The 16,526-nt window shown below is 35.8% G+C and carries 14 protein-coding genes; 6 read left to right on the top strand and 8 right to left on the bottom strand.

All coding sequences use genetic code 11. The features are described from left to right. Window positions 1-156: 156 nt before the first annotated feature. On the top strand, window positions 157-3,045 hold the full coding sequence (gene gcvP / locus NQ163_RS16070) for an aminomethyl-transferring glycine dehydrogenase (protein WP_268191352.1): 2,889 nt from the start codon (window positions 157-159) through the stop codon (window positions 3,043-3,045). A gap of 386 nt (window positions 3,046-3,431) precedes the next feature. Here the strand turns inward: gcvP and NQ163_RS16065 are convergent, their stop codons facing one another. The 7 genes from NQ163_RS16065 to NQ163_RS16035 form a co-directional block, all read right to left on the bottom strand. After that, window positions 3,432-4,406, bottom strand: a complete 975-nt coding sequence (locus NQ163_RS16065) for a D-alanine--D-alanine ligase (protein ID WP_268191351.1) — start codon at window positions 4,404-4,406, stop codon at window positions 3,432-3,434. Window positions 4,407-4,423: 17 nt separating this feature from the next. After that, on the bottom strand, window positions 4,424-5,479 hold the full coding sequence (locus tag NQ163_RS16060; protein ID WP_268191350.1) for an RluA family pseudouridine synthase: 1,056 nt from the start codon (window positions 5,477-5,479) through the stop codon (window positions 4,424-4,426). 15 nt (window positions 5,480-5,494) lie between these two features. Next, window positions 5,495-6,322 carry a PASTA domain-containing protein gene (locus NQ163_RS16055; protein ID WP_268191348.1) on the bottom strand — a complete coding sequence of 276 codons (828 nt, stop codon included), beginning with the start codon at window positions 6,320-6,322 and terminating at the stop codon, window positions 5,495-5,497. A gap of 288 nt (window positions 6,323-6,610) precedes the next feature. Continuing rightward, window positions 6,611-6,769, bottom strand: a complete 159-nt coding sequence (gene rpmH, locus NQ163_RS16050) for a 50S ribosomal protein L34 (RefSeq protein ID WP_110363239.1) — start codon at window positions 6,767-6,769, stop codon at window positions 6,611-6,613. Window positions 6,770-6,872: 103 nt separating this feature from the next. Beyond that, window positions 6,873-7,493: a 16S rRNA (guanine(527)-N(7))-methyltransferase RsmG gene (rsmG, locus tag NQ163_RS16045; RefSeq protein WP_268191347.1), complete on the bottom strand. Its 621-nt coding sequence runs from the start codon at window positions 7,491-7,493 to the stop codon at window positions 6,873-6,875. Window positions 7,494-7,558: 65 nt separating this feature from the next. Beyond that, a complete protein-coding gene (locus NQ163_RS16040; protein WP_268191346.1) occupies window positions 7,559-8,173 on the bottom strand; it encodes an RNA polymerase sigma factor in 615 nt (204 codons plus the stop codon). Then, entirely contained in the window at window positions 8,173-9,297 is a 1,125-nt protein-coding gene (locus NQ163_RS16035; protein WP_268191344.1) for a glycosyltransferase, read from the bottom strand. The genes NQ163_RS16040 and NQ163_RS16035 overlap by 1 nt, the downstream gene beginning before the upstream one ends. 207 nt (window positions 9,298-9,504) lie before the next feature. Between NQ163_RS16035 and tgt the strand changes: the two genes are divergently transcribed. From tgt to NQ163_RS16015, 4 genes are all read left to right on the top strand, one after another. Then, entirely contained in the window at window positions 9,505-10,635 is a 1,131-nt protein-coding gene (tgt, locus tag NQ163_RS16030; protein WP_268191343.1) for a tRNA guanosine(34) transglycosylase Tgt, read from the top strand. Between the two features lie 119 nt (window positions 10,636-10,754). Then, window positions 10,755-11,831: an LptF/LptG family permease gene (locus tag NQ163_RS16025; protein WP_268191342.1), complete on the top strand. Its 1,077-nt coding sequence runs from the start codon at window positions 10,755-10,757 to the stop codon at window positions 11,829-11,831. Between the two features lie 200 nt (window positions 11,832-12,031). Next, complete coding sequence (locus NQ163_RS16020) at window positions 12,032-13,576, top strand: acyl-CoA carboxylase subunit beta (RefSeq protein ID WP_120240727.1); 1,545 nt, start codon at window positions 12,032-12,034, stop codon at window positions 13,574-13,576. A gap of 12 nt (window positions 13,577-13,588) precedes the next feature. Beyond that, window positions 13,589-13,897, top strand: a complete 309-nt coding sequence (locus tag NQ163_RS16015) for a biotin/lipoyl-containing protein (RefSeq protein WP_268191341.1) — start codon at window positions 13,589-13,591, stop codon at window positions 13,895-13,897. 57 nt (window positions 13,898-13,954) lie between these two features. Here the strand turns inward: NQ163_RS16015 and ispE are convergent, their stop codons facing one another. Further along, on the bottom strand, window positions 13,955-14,770 hold the full coding sequence (gene ispE / locus NQ163_RS16010) for a 4-(cytidine 5'-diphospho)-2-C-methyl-D-erythritol kinase (protein WP_268191340.1): 816 nt from the start codon (window positions 14,768-14,770) through the stop codon (window positions 13,955-13,957). Window positions 14,771-14,929: 159 nt separating this feature from the next. Between ispE and dnaB the strand changes: the two genes are divergently transcribed. Then, window positions 14,930-16,489 carry a replicative DNA helicase gene (gene dnaB / locus NQ163_RS16005; protein WP_268191339.1) on the top strand — a complete coding sequence of 520 codons (1,560 nt, stop codon included), beginning with the start codon at window positions 14,930-14,932 and terminating at the stop codon, window positions 16,487-16,489. The last annotated feature ends 37 nt before the right edge of the window (window positions 16,490-16,526 follow it).

The following is a 16,526-nucleotide window of genomic DNA, read 5'->3' as shown; positions in this document are numbered from 1 at the left end:
TCTAAAAAACAAAAGGTTAAGTTGATTGTTCTACTTGCGAAGGAATGTTAAAAAACAGCGTTTTAAAAGCTTATTTTACTACTTGAAAATTTAAATCTTTTGCTACTTTTACAATCAAATTTATTTATAAACAACAACAACTAAATAAACAACAATATGGCAAGCGAAAAGTTTGTTTCTCGTCACATTGGTCCTCGCAACGGCGATATTGAGACCATGTTGGAAACTGTAGGTGCTCCATCATTGGAAGCCCTAATCGAAGAAACTATCCCTTCGGATATTAGATTGGGAAAAGATCTGGATTTACCAGAAGCTTTATCGGAGTATGAATATTTTGCGAAGATTAAAGGAATTGCTGCTAAGAATAAATTGTTCAGAACTTTTATTGGACAAGGTTACTACGATACAATTACTCCTGCTGTAATTCAAAGAAATATTTTAGAAAATCCAGGTTGGTATACTCCTTATACTCCATATCAGGCAGAGGTTTCTCAAGGTAGATTGGAAGCTCTTTTGAACTTCCAGACAATGGTGTTGGATTTAACCAAAATGGAATTGGCTAACTGTTCTCTTTTGGATGAAGCTACTGCTGTTGGCGAGTCGATGTACATGATGATGGGACTTCGTTCTCGCGCTAAGAAAAAAGCTGGAGCTAATAAAGTTTTTGTAGATCAAAACATCTATGCTCAAACTCTTGATGTATTAAATACACGTGCAAATCCTCTTGGAATTGAGTTAATTGTTGGTGATTATAAATCATTCGAGTTTGATGAAACTGTTTTTGGTGCTATTGTACAGTATCCTGCTGCAAACGGTAGTATCGAAGATTATGCTGATTTCGTAGAGAAAGCTCACGCTGCTGAAGCTTTGGTTTCGGTTGCTGCAGATTTAATGAGTTTGGTATTGTTAACCCCTCCAGGTGAATGGGGAGCTGATATCGTTGTTGGTACAACTCAACGTTTTGGTATTCCAATGGGATATGGTGGACCTCACGCTGCTTATTTAGCATGTCGTGAAGCCTACAAACGTAATGTTCCAGGGCGTATTATTGGGGTAACCAAAGATGCTCAGGGAAATCATGCAGTTCGTATGGCATTACAAACTCGCGAGCAACATATTAAGCGTGAAAAAGCAACTTCTAATATTTGTACTGCTCAGGCATTGTTGGCAACTATGGCAGGTTTCTACGGAGCATACCATGGATCTGAAGGCTTAAACAGAATTGCTAAACACATCCATGCTGGTGCAGGTGAATTATCTGAAGGAGTAAAAGCTTTAGGATACACACAAAATATAGAAAACTTCTTTGATACAATTGAGGTTGTGCTTCCTGAAGGAGTTGCAATGGAAGATATCAGAAATGCAGCTTTAGAGGCTGAAATGAACTTCCGTTACATTGATGAAAAAACTGTAGGTATCTCTTCTGATGAAAAAATCAGCAAAGAAGAGATCAATACCATTTTAAATATTTTTGCTAAAGCTGCTGGTAAAGAAGTTGAGGCAAAAGAAGTAGAAGAGAAGGTTTACTTTGATGGTAAATTCTCAAGAACAAGTGATTTCTTAACTCTTGACGTTTTCAACCGCTATCGTTCAGAAACTGCAATGATGCGTTACATGAAAAATCTTGAGAAGAAAGATATCGGTTTGAATACTTCTATGATTTCATTGGGATCTTGTACAATGAAATTGAATTCTGCAGTTTCGATGTTGCCAATGAGCTGGCCTGAATTTGGAGGAATTCACCCGTTCGTACCAATGAATCAGGTTGAAGGTTATACCGATATGATTTCTGAACTTGAAAAATGGTTGTCGGAAATTACAGGTTTTGCTGGATGTACTTTGCAGCCTAACTCAGGGGCTGCTGGTGAGTACACTGGTCTGATGGTGATTCGTGAATACCATATCTCTCGTGGAGAAGGACACAGAAATGTTGTTTTGATCCCTTCTTCGGCTCATGGAACTAATCCAGCTTCAGTAACAGTTGCAGGAATGAAACCTGTTATTGTAAAATGTGATGAAAATGGTAATGTTGAGTTTGATGATTTGAAAGCAAAAGCTGAAAAGCATGCTGAAGATTTATGTGCTTACATGATTACCTATCCATCTACTCACGGTGTATTCGAAACCGGAATTAAGGAAATGATGAATCTTATTCATGAGAATGGTGGTCAGGTGTACATGGATGGTGCAAACATGAATGCCCAGGTTGGTTTAACTAATCCAGGTTTAATTGGCGCTGATGTTTGTCACTTGAACTTACACAAAACATTCTCAATTCCTCACGGTGGTGGAGGTCCTGGTGTTGGTCCAATTGGCGTTGCTGAACATTTGGTACAATTCTTACCATCTCACAAATGTGTGAAAACTGGTGGGGAAAATGCAATTACTGCTGTAGCTGCTGCTCCGTTTGGTTCTGCAAGCGTATTGCCAATTACTTACGGTTACATTGCAATGTTAGGTGCTGAAGGTTTGACTGAGGCCACTAAAATGGCGATTTTGAATGCCAATTACTTGTCTTCTTCATTCCAAAAATTAGGCTTTAAGATTCTTTATACAGGTGAGAACGGACGCGTTGGTCACGAAATGATTTTCGATTGTCGTGAGTTCAACAAGTCAGTAGGAATTACTGATACTGATATTGCTAAGCGATTGATGGATTATGGATTCCATGCTCCAACATTGTCATTCCCTGTACACGGAACATTAATGGTTGAGCCAACCGAAAGTGAGCCATTGGAAGAATTGGATCGTTTCATTGAAGCATTGGCTAAGATCAATGAAGAGATGAAGGAAATTGAAGATGGTGTTGCTGATACTGTTGACAATGTATTGAAAAATGCTCCTCATACTCACAAAGTGTTAACTGCAGATGAGTGGAATCACACTTATACTCGTCAGAAGGCGGTGTATCCATTAAAATGGGTTGCTGATAACAAATTCTGGCCAACAGTTGGTCGTGTGGATGATGCTTTTGGTGATCGTAACCTAATGTGTACATGTGCACCTTTGGAAGTATACAACGAAGAGTACATTGATGCAGACTAATTAGTCAATAAGATAATTTGATATATAAATCCGGTGAGTTTCTCATCGGATTTTTTTATTCGCAAAAGGGCAAAAAAAACAAGGAGGCTGCCCCTGCCTCCTTGTAATGTTCTATTACTAACCCTAAAATTTAACTATGAAATAATGAATTGAAAAATAATCCATTAAAATCTATATCCTATTACGTATAAGTTTGTAAAAAGTTCGTGATGTTCTAATAGTTTTAGCTTAGTTTTCAGGTAGTTATTTTCATAAAAAAGGAAAGAATCCCTAAAAATAAGGCCTTTCGTACGCGTAAAAAAAAATGAAAAAAAATACATTTTTTTTCATTTTTCTGTGAATTTATAAAACTTTCCTAATCAGTGGTTTAAGCTATTTTAAAATGCTTATAGGAATTCATTTTCGATAACTAAAGTTAAGATGTCTTTTAATTCACGATTCATAGCAGCAACCTGTTTAGGGATAAAACTGTTGGCAGTCATACCTGGAACAGTATTGGCTTCCAGAATAAAAATTTCATCTTCTTTGATCATATAATCTACGCGAACAATGCCTTTACATTTTAGGGCATCGTAAACTTGGGAAGATATGGTTTGAATTCTATCTGACAACTCTTCAGAAATTCGTGCTGGTGTAATTTCTTCCGCCATATTTGGATCATATTTGGCTTCGAAATCGAAGAATTCTTTCTTTGGAAGTACTTCGGTAACGGGAAATACTAAACTCTCTTTTCTGGTTTTTACCAAACCACAAGTGAATTCTAATCCATCAATAAACTCTTCTATAATAACTTCTTTCCCTTCCTTAAATGCTTTTTCAATGGCTTCATTTAAGTTCTCAACTTGTTTTACCTTTGAAATTCCAAAGCTTGAACCATCAGCATTTGGTTTAACAAAGCAAGGCATTCCTAATTTTGCATGAATTTCTTCAATAGAATATTCTTCATCTTTCTTTAGGAGAACCGATTTTGCAAAATCGAAACCTAAGCTTTTTAGGTAAGAATTACAGGCATGTTTGTTAAAACTTAATGCACTGCTTAAAACATCACAAGTTGAGTGTGGAATTCTTAATAGTTGTAAATATCCCTGAAGAATCCCATTTTCGCCTGGAGTACCATGAATTGCAATGTATGCAAAATCGAATGTTGTTTTAATTCCATTCTTGGTAAAACTAAAATCATTTTTATCGATAGGGTAGGATTCATTCTCAATTTTTACATTCCACTCTAATTCTTTTAATTCAATTAAGTATGGATTGTAAAGATCTTTATCAAGAGTATTGAAAATATGATCGGCCGTTTGAAGTGAAATTACAATCTCGGCTGAGTCTCCTCCTGCTATTACAGCAATGTTTCTTTTCATGGGTGTATAGTACTTTGTTATTCTTCTCTGCTAGCTGTATAATCTCTCCATTTTTGAATTACACTGCTCATGTCTTCAGGAATCTCCGAATTGAAAGAAATGTATTCTCCTGTTGTAGGATGATCGAAACCTAAAGTTTTAGCGTGTAATGCTTGTCTTGGACAAATTTTAAAACAATTTTGAACAAACTGTTTGTACTTGGTAAAGGTAGTTCCTTTTAAGATTTGATCTCCACCATAATCAGAATCATTAAAAAGAGGATGGCCGATATGCTTGAAGTGAGCGCGAATTTGGTGAGTTCGTCCTGTTTCCAAAATACACTCCACTAAATTTACATATCCCAATCTTTCCAGTACTCGATAGTGAGTTACAGCATGCTTTCCATATTCTCCATCAGGAAAAACATCCATAACTTTTCTGTTTTTTAAATTTCTTCCAATATGACCAGTAATTGTTCCTTCGTCGTTTTCCAAATTTCCCCAAACCAAAGCGCGATATTTTCTATCACTGGTTTTGTTGAAGAATTGTAATGCAAGTTTGGTTTTGGCTTCTTCGGTTTTTGCAATTACCAAAATACCAGATGTATCTTTATCGATACGATGTACCAAACCTGGTCTAGGATCCTTTGAATTAAAAAGTGGCAAATCTTTCAGATGATGTGCAAGGGCATTTACCAAAGTCCCGGAATAATGTCCGTAAGATGGATGAACCACCATACCTGGATTTTTATTAACAATCAGGAAGGCTTCATCTTCATATACAATATTTAAAGGAATATCCTCAGGAATGATTTCAATCTCGCGTGGAGGATAGCTCAAAACAATGGTGATAATATCGTTCGGTTTTACCTTGTAGTTACGCTTAACAGGTTTGTCGTTAACATTGATACATCCGGCATCAGCAGCTTCCTGAATTTTATTTCGTGAAGCATTCTGCATTCGGTCTACCAAATATTTGTCGATCCTAAGCATGCTTTGTCCAGGATCAACTTCAAAACGAAAATGTTCGAATACTTCCTGATTATTATCTAATTCCTCTTCCGGGTTGATATTATCTTTTGGTTCTTGTGTCATTACTTTTGCTGTGTTTTAATAAAGCAATTTGCCTAATCTTTGTTGAAGCAGCGAATCTGCATGTTGAAGCTTAAGAGTATCTTTTGTCAGCCAAAGATCAATATTGTTCCCTGGACGAATTTTTCGATTTTCGTTGTAAGCTGGATATTGTTTGAATACTTTTGCTTGTATAGAATCAATTTGACTTTTAACTGATTCATCGAATTGTATCTTGCCAACATTTAAATTTGACATGATTATTTTCTCCTTGGCTTGGGTATTGTTTTTTCCCATTAAATTGGGAGCCAAAACTCCGAATGTATTACCTCTTCCCAATACCAAATCAATGGTTGCACCTTTATCTATCATGCTTCCTGATCCGATTGAATCGCCTTTGTATTTAGGGTAAAGTACCAAGTTGAAAAATTGACTTTTTTCATATTCTAATCGACCAATTTTAAATCCATTGGTAATAAGTAACTCGTAAGCCTGACGGAACGAATTGTCAACTAAATTTGGGAAACGTACCTGTTCTGGTTGGTGCGCATTAATGGTTAAAAACAGATTTCGATTTCGTTTTACAATAGCTCCGGCCACAGGTCTTTGATCCAAAATAGTTCCCGGCTCATATTTCGGATTGTAAATTGAATCGTAAACAGTGAATCGCAGATTTTCTTCATCTATTGTTTTGGCAGCATCTTCGAGGCTTGTTCCATACAAATTTGGAACGGTTAATTTTTCGCCATGATGTGTATACCATTTTAATCCTGAAAGAGTAATCCATACAATAGCAATTGTTATTAGTAAAGCAATGCCTAACTGAATTAAAAAGAATCTGCTTTTAAAAAAATTAGTTGATTTCATTCGAGTCTGTTTTCTTTTGGGTTGGCTATCGTCATTAAAAGTCAATAGTTCATTAACGACAAAAAATACTTATTATTTCAGTAGTTTTTGCGTTCTACAAAAATAGCAGAGATTTTTAGATTTAAGAAATGAGCTACTGGAATTGCAGCTTCATTCTTACAAAAAAAGGCAAAAAAAAAGAGCTCCCTTGGAACTCAATCAATTTTAGAAAGGTTGAAACCTTAAAATACAAAAAAGTAAAGAATTTGAATTCTTTACTTTCTGTATATCGGTTACTTAATTGTAAAATTAAGCTTTGTGTCTGCGCTCGCTTGAAACAGAAACTTTCTTTCTGCCTTTAGCTCTTCTACGAGATAGTACTGCTCTTCCGCTTACAGAAGACATTCTCTCTCTGAAACCGTGCTTATTTCTTCTCTTTCTATTTGATGGTTGAAATGTTCTTTTCATCGCGAAAAATTTTTATCGAATAAAGTTATTATATGCGTTGATTTTGGACTGCAAAAATAAGTTTTTTTTTAATCTAACAAAAGGATGATGCAAAATATTTTTCCTAAAGCTCAAGATGTACAACTTTTTTAGTCTCAAAGAACTCCTCTTCGAAGAAGTTGGTACAGTCGAAAAGCTGCACTTTATCGCCGTATCCGGCTATTTCTTTCTGAAAATCTCCTCCTTTGATGTAAAGAATACCATTGGCCAAACTATTTTTATCTTTTGGTGAAGAATTTTTGCGAACCATGTTCACAAATTTTGGAAATGCAGTAACGGCTCTACTTACAATAAAGTCGAATTTTTCTTTTACCTGTTGAACTCTAGTGTGTTCTGCTTTTACATTTTTTAATTTTAAGGCTGCAGCTACTTCGTTTACTACTTTTATCTTTTTTCCAATGGAATCTACCATGTAAAAATCGCATTCAGGAAAAAGAATAGCCAATGGAATTCCTGGAAAACCTCCTCCGCAGCCAACATCCATGATCTTTGTTCCAGGTTCAAACTTCATTACTTTGGCAATCGATAATGAATGCAAAACATGATGTAGGTATAAAGAATCAATGTCTTTACGCGAAATGACATTGATTTGATTGTTCCAGTGGGTATACAAATCTTTAAGCTGAGCAAAACGATCTTTTTGTTCCTCAGTTAAATCTGTAAAATATTTTTCGATGATTTCCATGCCAATTTTATTTTAGGTTGGCAAAGATAGAACTAATTCGCATTCATCGTTTTCCAACAAAAAAATTATTTCTTTTTCTTCTCGATTTTTACTTCAGAATCTTTAAGGTTGTTGAAAAGCAATTCACGAGCCCTAAACAATTGTGCTTTTACAGTTCCTATTGGCAATTTTAGCTCTTGAGCAATTTCTTCGTAAGAAAACTCTTCAAAATAACGAAGTTCAATTAGTCGGCGATAACGTTCTTTTAACTTGCCAACCTCATTCCGCATTATTTTTGCTTTCTGTTTCTTAACAAATTCTTGTTCAGGATTAAGACCACTTGATTCAAGCGTTATGGTTCTTTCGTTTTCAGCATCGTCTTTTCCATCAATGGATATTGTATTTCCTCTCTTCTTTCTTAGGAAATCAATACAATTGTTCGACGCAATTTTAAATAACCATGTGCTGAAAGCATATTTGGGAGAGTATTGTCTGATATTACGGAAAGCTTTACCGAAAGCTTCAAAAGTTAAATCTTCAGCGTCGTTTTTGTTATTAACCATTTTTAATAACATGAAAAATATGGCGTCCTTGTATCTTTTAAAAAGCTCTTCATATGCTTTTTGATCGCCATTAACTGAAGCTTTTACCAGCCTATAGTCGTATTGGGCTTTTTCTGAGAGATTCGGATTTATTTCCATTATGATCGTTTACTGTATATGTAACTTTGTATATAAAATAGCAATTTATACAGAGGTCTTAATAAGACATATACATACGAAGATAAAAATAAATTCTCTTCTCTCAAATGCCTTGTTGAAATTTTAAAACAGTATCCTTTTATAAAAATTTTGACCATGCATATTGCAAGTAATGAAAAATATAGTTGTGTTTTTATCAAGGCTGGAATAAGAAGAATTACGAATAGAAAATGTGCTATTGGTTCTAAATCCAGCAGTAGTTTTCTTTTATATGGAATGTACTTTCTGCTCTTGAAGTAATACTTGTTAATCGTTTTCCAGATATTATAATGGTTTTTTGCGTCGATAGTGATTTTGCTATCAGGATTTGTGGAGAATGTATAATCAGACTTCTTAGCTAAATCCATGCTTAAAATGTGATCGTAGCCTGCTTCGAAATGTGCATTTCCTGCATATCCTTTGTTTTCAAGAAAGTCAGACTTCAAAAAACTCATGTTAAAAGAATTGCCTGCGTACAACTTATTTATACTTGTAAATGCAGATATCTTAATGGTTTGCTTAATAATATCATACCTTATGAAGTTATAAAAGAATCCTTTTTGATATTCGAAATTGCTATAGGCATTGTATAGTTTACCTTGGGCAATTACAACTGTGTTTGATAGCCATGTTTTGCTGTTGGGAAAACCATTTGGATTTAGGTGAATAACCTGGTTGTACTTTGCTGCTTTAACACCAATTGTTATTGCAAGTTTCTTATTGTGTTTGAATTTTTCGTCGATTGGAATTTGTGTTGATTTAAGGTGTGGATATATATTTTTCAACCTGATCAGTACATCTTCAGTATCGTCAACACTTCCATTATCAACAACTATTATTTCATATTCGGGATAGTCTTGTGTTAATAATCCGGGAAGATTCTTTTCTAAATATTGTGCTTGATTTTTAGCACATATAATTATTGAAACAGGAATTGTTTCGGAATGAATGTATGAATTGTCCTTAATTTTTAATTTTCTACAATAGAAAATTGAATAGATTAAATCTATAAGAAATGTAAGAACCAATCCGATAATTAAAAACCATTGAATTGGTGTGAGAGGGTGATAAAAATATGTTTCCAATTTTATATTTTTTTGTGCAGTCCAAATTTAAACGAATCTATGATAAATAGAGCCTATGAAGGCATTTTTTATTGAAAAAAACTGTTTTAAAGATTGTTGTTTTTGGTCTGTAGCGCCTATTATATTCATGATTAAGATTTATTAGTATCTTTGCTGCCGATTTTGCAAAAACCGATTCTTGGATTTTGCAGTTTTAAAACAGTCAATATGGATTTTAAATTACACAAAACCGATCCAAAGTCTTCTGCAAGAACAGGAGAGTTAACAACAGATCATGGAAAAATACAAACTCCGATATTTATGCCTGTGGGAACACTAGGCTCGGTAAAAGGAGTACACCAGCGTGAACTTCGTGATGATATCAATGCTGAAATTATTTTGGGAAATACTTATCACTTGTATTTGCGTCCTGGTTTGGATATTCTTGAAAAAGCAGGAGGATTGCATAAGTTTAATGGATGGGAAAGACCTATATTGACTGATAGTGGAGGATTTCAGGTATTTTCTTTGGCTGACAATAGAAAATTGACAGAAGAGGGAGCAATGTTCCGCTCGCATATTGATGGATCGAAACATTTCTTTACGCCGGAAAATGTAATGGATATTCAAAGAACCATTGGTGCCGATATTATTATGGCATTTGATGAATGTCCTCCGGGAACATCAACCTATGAATATGCTAAAAACTCCCTGGAACTTACCCAGCGTTGGTTGGAGAGATGTGTAAAACGTTTCGATGAAACTGATCCTAAATATGGTTACTCACAAACATTGTTTCCCATTGTACAAGGTTGTGTTTACGATGATTTAAGAATTAAAGCTGCTGAACATGCTGCTTCGCTTGATCGTGAAGGATATGCAATTGGAGGTTTGGCTGTAGGCGAGCCTGTAGAGGAAATGTATTCCATGATTGAAGTGGTGAATGATGTTCTGCCAGAAGATAAACCTCGATACCTAATGGGAGTGGGAACTCCTGTAAATATCTTGGAAGCCATTTCACGCGGGGTAGATATGTTCGATTGTGTGATGCCAACCAGAAATGGTAGAAATGGTATGATCTTTACAAGTGAAGGTATCATTAATATTAAGAATAGGAAATGGGCTGATGATTTTTCGCCACTCGATCCAAATGGAACTTCTTTTGTTGATTCAGCTTATTCCAAAGCATATGTGCGCCATTTGGTACATTCTGGTGAATTATTGGGATCTCAAATTTGTAGTATCCACAACTTAGCATTTTACTTGTGGTTGGTTCGTGAGGCAAGAGAGCAAATTAATGCTGGAACTTTTGCAGCATGGAAAGATATCATGGTTAAAAAGTTGGCTACACGTTTATAAGTGTTAAAAAATCTTACAATAAGTCAGTTGTAATTGATATTTGAAGAATAAGTTTTACTTTTAATTCGGCAAATTTAAATTCGGGTTTTCCGAGAGTATCAGAAAATAAAAAACAGGTTTTGAAGAAATTAGATCTATATATTATCCGAAAGTTTTTGGGTACATTCTTTTTTGCGATTGTTCTAATCATTAGTATCTCAGTTATTTTCGATTTTTCGGAGCATATTGATGAATTTATCGACAAAGAGGCACCACTTAATGCGATTCTTTTTGATTATTACTTGAATTTTATACCCTATTTTGCGAACTTATTTAGTGCCTTATTCACCTTTATTGCAGTAATATTCTTTACTTCTAAAATGGCTTATAATACCGAAATTATTGCCATACTTAGTAGTGGGATTAGCTTTAGGAGAATGATGTTTCCTTATTTTATAGCATCATTAATTATTGGTGTGTTCTCTTTTGCATTGAGTAATTTCATTATTCCGCCGGCAAATGCAAAAAGAATAGAATTTAACGAAACCTACATAAAAAAGAAGTTCCGAAACAAGGAACGAAATATTCATCGCCAGATTGAACCAGGTGTATTTATTTATATGCATAACTGGGATACAGGAAGCAATACAGGTTACCGATTTTCATTGGAGAATTTCGAAGGGAAAGAGTTGAAATCGAAACTGACGGCGAGAAATATTAAATGGAATAAAGAAAAAAATAAGTGGACCATTAATGATTACTTTATCAGAAACATTGATGGTGACAAAGAGAGTTTTGAACACGGTAAAAAAATAGATACAACTTTAAGTTTTGGTCCAAAGGAATTTGGGCGCAAAAAATATTTAGTTGAGGCAATGAACTATACCGAGCTGAACGATTATATCGATCAGCAGACTATGAGAGGAGACAGTAATATTAATGCTTATAAGATTGAGAAATATAAAAGAATGGCTAATCCATTTTCAACATTCATCCTTACTTTAATTGGTGCGTCACTTGCATCTCGTAAAATTCGAGGAGGAATGGGACTTCATTTGGGAATTGGTTTGCTGTTAAGTTTCTCGTTTATACTTTTCTTACAAATTTCGGTTGTTTTTGCTACCAATGGTAGTATGAACCCGATGTTAGCAGTTTGGTTGCCAAATATTGTTTTTACATGTGTCGCTTTGTACTTATATCGAATCGCCCCTAAATAGAACTGTTCTAAATAGTTTTTTAGGAAAAGTTTTGATAATCAATGTAAAGAGCTTATTTTATATAGCTGCTCTGTATGGGTATTTTACGCCAGAATTTTTTTCTAGCGCAAAAATTACTAACGTTGTAGCTTGGAATTTTGTGTGCTGCACGGAATTCAACATATATAGAAATATATATTTTCTAACTAAATGTACAGATTATGTCATTGAAACGAAACATTCTTGATCTTAGAAAGAGAAAAGAAAAAGTGCTTCAAGGTGGTGGTGAGAAAGCCATTCAGAAGCAAGTTGCAATGGGGAAATTGACTGCTCGTGAAAGGGTAACATCTATTTTGGATGAGGACTCTTTCCATGAATATGATTTATTTGTAGAGCATGAAGCCCGCGACTTTGGCATGGAAAAGAAGCAACTTCATGGTGATGGAGTTATCATTGGAACCGGTACTATTTACGGTGAGCCTGTTTGTATTTTTGCACAGGATTTTACTGTAGCTGGGGGTTCTCTTGGTCTTATGCATGCGAGAAAAATCACTAAAATCATGGATCATGCGTTAAAAATGCGTGTACCATTGATTGGTATTAACGACTCAGGGGGAGCCCGTATTCAGGAAGGTGTTAACTCACTTGCCGGATATGGTGAAATCTTCTTCCGTAACACCTTAGCATCTGGTGTTATTCCTCAGTTGTCTGTAATTCTTGGTCCTTGTGCTGGTGGAGCTGTTTATTCTCCTGCACTTACCGACTTTGTGTTTGTGGTTGAAAACATCTCAAAGATGTTCATTACCGGTCCAGAGGTAATTAAAACTGTTTTGGGTGAAGAAATTAGTATGGAAGAACTTGGTGGAGCTAGAGTACATAGCGAAATTACAGGTAATGCTCATTTCTATGCTCAAAGCGAGTACGAATGCTTCGAACAAATTAAGAAGCTCCTAACCTTCATTCCATGGCACAACGGTAAAAAAGCTAAAGCTTTCCCACCAAAGCCACCAAAACCAGAATACAAAATTGAGGAAATTGTACCAGCTGACCCAACTCAGCCATATGATATCCGTAACGTAATCAAAGCAATTTCTGATGATTCTGATTTCTTCGAAATCATGGAGAACTTTGCGAAAAATATCGTTATTGGTTTCGGTAGAATGAATGGTGAAACTGTAGGTTTTGTAGCAAATCAGCCTATGGTATTGGCAGGTGTATTGGATTGTGATTCATCTGATAAAGCTGCTCGTTTTATCCGTTACTGTGATTCATTTAATATTCCAATTGTAACTCTTGAGGATATGCCAGGTTACTTACCAGGTGTTGATCAGGAGCACATGGGTGTTATTCGTCATGGTGCGAAAATTCTTTATGCGTATTCAGAAGCAACAGTGCCTAAGATTACAGTGATTATCCGTAAAGCATACGGTGGAGGTTATATTGCAATGAACTCTCGTCATATGAAGGCAGATTTCATGTTTGCATGGCCAACTGCTGAAATTGCGGTAATGGGACCTGAAGGAGCTGCTAACATTATCTTCCGTAAGGAGATTATGAATGCTGAAGATCCTGAAGCAATGCGTAAAGAAAAAGTTGCTGAATATAAAGAGAAGTTTGCTAATCCTTATGTTGCAGCGGCTAAAGGTTATATTGATACTGTTATCGAGCCTGAAGAGACTCGTAACATGTTGTTACACTCAATTGAGGTTTCGAACAATAAGGTTGATAGAAGACCTGCGAAAAAACACGGTATTCCTCCATTCTAAAAATTATTCGTTATGGAAAATTTAAAAGAATTCAACGTTGATGGTACTGTATACAAAACAGAGTTAACCAAGAAGTTTGAGAATAGAAAAAATTGGGAAAGACCAAATCCTAAGAACCTTCTGTCTTTCATTCCGGGAACAATTGTTGAAATTTTCGTAAAAGAAGGGCAGGAAGTAAAGGCTGGAGAAAGCTTAATGATTCTTGAAGCGATGAAGATGAAGAATCTGATCGAAATGCCTTTCGACGGTGTTATTAAAAAGATTCATGTTGAAGAAGGAGTAAAAGTCCCTAACAGAATGTTAATGGTAGAGATTGAGTAATCTTTCTGATATGAAAATATTAAGGGATTGTTGTAATGACAATCCCTTTTTGTTTGTTTATAGTTTACTTTTCCAGGTAAAATACTTTTTCCAGTTCTCCAAAATCGTTGGCTCTTTTTCAAATAGGCCAAAAATGCTTGAGCCACTTCCCGACATTGCTGCGTAAATAGCACCCGATTCGTAAAGTTCTTCTTTTAAAGTTTCAAGCTCAGCATGATTTGGGAAAATGCTATTCTCAAAATCATTGATAATATTCTCTTTCCATTTTGTTAATGGAAAACTGATTAATTCTTTTACCGATTTTTCTGGTTTTTTAGGAGAAGTACCCGAATAAGCTTCTGGAGTACTAATGTGGATATCAGGTTTTATTAAGACGATATGGTATTTGCTTAAATCGAGCTGTATTGGCGAGAAAATTTCACCTTTGCCTTCGGCAAAAACCGGTTGATTTCTAATAAATACAGGGCAGTCGCTACCGATTTGAACTGCATACTCTTCCATTTGTTGGAAGTTCATGCCTAGTTTGTAAAAATCGTTCAGCATTTTAATCATGTATGCAGCGTCAGCCGATCCACCACCAAGCCCGGCACCAAATGGGATGTTTTTGTGCAAATGAATTGCTGTTGGAGGGATCTTGAATTTTGAAGCAATTAAATCAAAAGCTTTAATCACAATGTTTTCCGAAGGATCAATATCAATAGGAATTCCTGATGATGTAAATTCATATTGTTCTGAAGAATCGCTTTCAGCAATTTCCAGGGCATCGCATAGTGGAATTGGGTAAAAAACAGTTTCTATATTGTGAAATCCGTCAGGTCTTTTCTCAATAATGTTAAGACCTAAATTTATTTTGGCATTTGGAAAGCAAAGCATATTTTGTGTTCTTGATAAATGTGGCTTAAAAATACTCGTTTTAAAGAGCAAAAAAAATCAAATTATGGCATTTTAATTTTCTATCTTTATCTTTGCATTCTCAAATTTTTCGACACGAATTTGAATGATTAAGTGAGAGAGAGAAAGTGTTGAAATCTGTTGAATAAATTATTTAAGAAGTATATGGCTGGAGCAAACAATTATAAAAATCAATCGAAAAATAAAATTGATCTTGAGTACGGAAAAGTGCCACCTCAGGCAGTAGAGCTTGAAGAAGCCGTGTTGGGTGCTTTAATGTTAGAGAAAGACGCAATTATTTCGGTTGGTGATTTGTTAAAAGTCGATTCTTTTTACAAAGATGCTCACCAAAAGATTTATAAGGCAATTATGAATCTTTCTACCAAGGAAGAACCTATAGATATTCTTACAGTAACTGAAGAGTTAAAGCGAGAAGGAACCTTGGATGATGTTGGTGGACCATTCTATATTACTCAGCTTACAAACCGTGTAGCGTCAGCCGCTCATATCGAGTTTCATGCTCGTATTATTGCTCAGAAGCACATTCAACGTGAGTTAATTCGGGTTTCTTCCGATATTCAAAATCAAGCCTTCGATGATAGTATTGATGTTGCGGATTTGTTGGACAAAGCTCAACAGGAAGTTTTTGATATTGCAGAGGGAAATATCAAAAAGGAATCAGCACACATTCGTCCATTGGCCGATGAGGTAATCAACCAAATTGTAGAAGCTGGAAAACGTCCTGATGGATTAAGTGGGGTGCCTTCCGGATTTACGGCTTTGGATAGAATCACTTCTGGATGGCAGAAATCTGACTTGGTAATTATTGCTGCTCGTCCTTCTATGGGGAAAACAGCTTTTGTACTTTCCATGACTAGAAATATGGCGGTTGAACACAAAGCGCCAATTGCGATATTCTCTCTGGAGATGGGTGGTGATCAGTTGGTGAAACGTATGATCTCCAGTGAAACAGAGTTGGGTTCAGAGAAGCTAAGAAATGGTAAGCTGGAAGATTTCGAATGGGAACAATTGCATGTGAAGATTAAGGATTTGGTTGATGCTCCGATTTATGTTGACGATACACCTGGTTTGTCTATTTATGAATTGCGTTCGAAATGTCGTCGACTAAAGGCCAAATACGATATTGGTTGTGTGATTATTGACTACTTGCAGCTGATGACAGCAGGTTCCGACATGAGAGGGAATCGTGAGCAGGAGGTATCTTTAATCTCACGTCAGTTAAAGATCATTGCAAAGGAGTTGAATATTCCGGTAATTGCACTTTCTCAGTTGAATCGTGGTGTTGAACAGCGTACCGGTGATGCGAAGAAGCCAATGCTTTCCGACCTTCGTGAGTCTGGAGCGATTGAGCAGGATGCCGATATGGTACTATTTATTCACCGTCCGGAACGTTATGGTATTACTGAAGATGCTGAAGGAAACTCATTAATTGGTATTGCTGATATCATTATCGCAAAGCACCGTAATGGTGCGGTAGGCGAAATTCAATTGCGATTCCGTAATCAATTGGCTCGATTTATGGATTTGGAAGGCGAAAGTTTGAATCCATTTGGAGATGAAGGTCCTGAAGAGGTGAAAACCTTTAGCTCGAGTATGAATCAGGATCCAGGAGGAGGGTTCGAAGATCCAAATGCGGGTCTTGTTGGCGGAAGCGATTTTGAGGATGCTGCTCCATTTTAAATGTTTTCCATGGATCTCCACAAATCCTCTTAAATAA

Source organism: Marinifilum sp. D737, assembly GCF_026672275.1.
Taxonomy (GTDB): Bacteria; Bacteroidota; Bacteroidia; order Bacteroidales; family Marinifilaceae; genus Marinifilum.
This window is presented reverse-complemented; position numbering and strand designations above follow the sequence as displayed.